Source organism: Streptomyces sp. C (genome assembly GCF_000158895.1).
GTDB lineage: Bacteria > Actinomycetota > Actinomycetes > Streptomycetales > Streptomycetaceae > Streptomyces > Streptomyces racemochromogenes.
Map to the genome: position 1 here is coordinate 1,649,000 of NZ_GG657750.1, position 2,881 is coordinate 1,651,880.

The window sequence follows — 2,881 nt, forward strand, 5'->3', positions numbered from 1 at the left end:
CCCCGGCCGCGCGCAGCGCCTCCAGGCGGGGGCCCGTTCTCCTCCTCGTTGGCGATCACCAGGTCGGGGGGCAGCTCCACGACGGCGCGTACGTCCGGGTTCTTCGTGCCCCCGACGCGCAGCACGTCCCCGAGGTCCGCCGGGTGCGTGCACCAGTCGGTGACGCCCGCCAGCACGCCGGGCGCGCTGACCGCCACCGCCTCGGACAGGGAGGGCACGAGCGAGACGACGCGCACCGGCTCAGTGCCCCGGCGAGGGCGGCTCGGAGGTGGCGTGGATGTGGTCGCCGACCGCGACGACCAGCAGCCGGGTGTCCTCGGTGACCGCGCGCCAGCGGTGGCGCACCCCTCCGGAGAGGAACAGCGCGTTTCCGCTCTTTTGCCGGTACGCCCGCCCCTCGGTCTCTCATCTGGCAGGCGCCGGAGACCACGTACATCAGTTCGTCGTTGCGGTGCTGGTACTCGCGGCCGGCGTCCTGGTCACCGGTGAACTCCAGCGCGTGCAGCTGGTGGTGGCCGCGCACGAGGGGGCGTACGCCCATCACGGGGGTGAAGCCGGACTCTTCTCCGGCCCGGACGAGGTCCACCGTGCGCGCCGTGTCGGAGGCGGCCAGCAGGTCCACGGCCGTGGTCTCCAGGGCGTCGGCGACCCGCTCCAGCGAACGCATGCTGGGGCGGGCGCGCTCGTTCTCTATCTGGCTCAGGAAGGGGACGGACAGGCCGCTGCGCGCCGACACCGCGGCGAGGGTCAGGTGCAGCGCGCGGCGGCGCTTGCGGACGGCGACACCCACCCGCAGCGGCTCCTTGGAGTCCTTTTCCTTGTCGTTGGCGTCGGTCGTGCCCGCCCGCGCGGGCGCGTACTCCCTGCCGTCGTCGGCGTCCGCGATGCTTCCGTCTTCCTTGCCGTTCATGTCGGGGCTGCCCTCCCCTGATCCTCGTCGCACATCGGTGTGCTGTAAGCACCTTACGCAGCAACCGCCCCGGGATTCGCGCGCAAGAGCCCACCGGGCCCCGACCCGGCGGATTCCCGTCGCCGCCCGGTTACCCTACGTGGCCCCCGCCCGCGTGCCACAGCGCACGGTCGCCGTCGAGGACCACCACGTCACCGGCGGGGCGGACCAGCAGCCGGGCGCCGGGATGGCCGGCGGTGCCGCTGCTCCACAGGTTCGCGCCCGCGGCACTGCGTACGGTCAGCTCGCCATCGGCGGAGAAGACGGCCTCGTTGCCGGTGCCCTCGGTGCCGGCGCTCCACAGGAGGGAGCCGGCCCGGTCGAGCAGGACGAGGTCGCCGCCGGCCTTGAGGGTCAGGCGCACGCTGCCCGCGTCGAGGACGTCGCCGGCGCGCAGGACGGTGCCGCGGTGGACCTCCACGGAGCGGTCGAGCTTCCCCTCGGCCAGGGCGCGCAGGGTGGGCAGGGAGGGCGTGAAGGCGTAGAGGGCGCCCTCGGTGCGGACGAACCGGCCGAAGCCCAGGGTGGTGGCGCGGCTGCCGGTCGCGGACTCGGTCTCGAAGGTGACGGGGGACTCCGGGCCGAGGACCGGGTCGGCCCCCACGCGGGGGTTGCGGGCGGGCGGGAAGTCCACGTCGTTGATCCACCGCTTGGTGAGGAACTCGAACTGCTGCACGAGGTCGGCCTGGTAGCCGACGAAGACCAGGCCGCGCGGGGCGTCCTGTTCGCGGGCGGGCCGGTCGAAGTCGTAGGCCGGGCCGTAGGGGATGCCGCGCCGGATGATCCGCCGTCCGTCCAGCTCGGCGGCGGCCAGCGGGGGCCGGGCGGGGACGACGACGAGGCCGTCGCGGGGGTTGCCCTTGCGGATGTGAGCGAACAGCGGGGTGTGCCAGCCGTCGGGGTCGCCCGCGTACTCCAGGGTGGCGTCCGGGTCCGTGCCGAGGGGGGCGGGCTGCTCGGCGAGCGGGCAGCCGGCGATGGGGGTGCCGCCGGGCCAGCGACCGACGAGGCGGGCCGCGACCCAGGTCGCGGTGGCCTCCGGCGGCGCGGCCCCGGACTTCTTCAGGTCGGCCAGCCGCTCCCGGGCCTGGGCCCACCAGCCGGGGACGTCCTGGGCGAGCCGGCGGACCACCTGGAAGGATCCGCCGGTGGCCCAGGCGGGGAGTCCGGCGGGCCGCCGCCCGACCTTCTCCTGTCCCACGAGGAACTCCCCGGGCGGCACCAGCCGGGTGCCGGGCTTGCCCTTCACGGTGGTCCCGTCGGCCGGGTCGGGTGCGTGGAAGCCGCGTACTCCGGGCTGGCTGATCCCGTCGGAGAAGCCGAAGTGCTCGTGCCCCTTCAGTGCTCCGGGGAGCTTGCCCGCGTCCTGCCGGAAGACGACCTCACCGCCGGCCGGGCCGAGGGCCTCGGTGTGGCGGGCGACCGCCGCGGCGAGCTTGGCGGGGTCGTCCGCGGACAGGCTGAGGACGGCGTGCACCGCGTGCTCGGGCTCCTCGGCGCCGAACAGCCAGGAGCCGGGCGCACTGTCGCCGGTGTCGCCGAGCTCCTCCGCGCGTTCGGCGGGGCCCTGCGCGAACGCCTCGGCGGTGCTGCCGGCGGGCAGGGCCGGGAAGGGCTCGCGGCCGGCGAGCAGGCTCAGCCCGGCGTGGGTCAGGGACAGCCCGGTCCACTGGGCGGAGAGCCCGGCCGGGTCGGCGCCGCCCGCCTTGAGCCGGGCCGCGCTGAAGGCGGCGTTGAAGCGGGCCATCTGCTCGGTGGTGGAGAGGTCCGGCACGAGCCGGCCCAGCCAGGTCCGGGCGCGGGCGGCGTCGCGGAAGTGCAGGAGCAGCAGGCAGGCGTGGTCCTTGCGGGAGCCCGCGAGGATGTCGCCCTGGGTGGTGCGGTCGGAGCGCAGGGGCAGGGCGGCGGCGGCCGGGGCGGGCGCCGGGGCGG

At 75.7% G+C, this 2,881-nt stretch carries 2 protein-coding genes and 1 pseudogene; all 3 read right to left on the reverse strand.

Going from position 1 to position 2,881, the window contains the following annotated elements; genetic code table 11:
- The coding region (locus tag SSNG_RS07285) for a helical backbone metal receptor (RefSeq protein ID WP_042800673.1) at positions 1 to 236 on the reverse strand (236 nt) is incomplete at its 3' end.
- Between the two features lie 4 nt (positions 237 to 240).
- Positions 241 to 790, reverse strand: a pseudogene (locus SSNG_RS07290) (XRE family transcriptional regulator).
- 250 nt (positions 791 to 1,040) lie between these two features.
- A partial coding sequence (locus tag SSNG_RS43585; protein WP_050779570.1) for a hypothetical protein occupies positions 1,041 to 2,881 on the reverse strand: 1,841 nt, incomplete at its 5' end.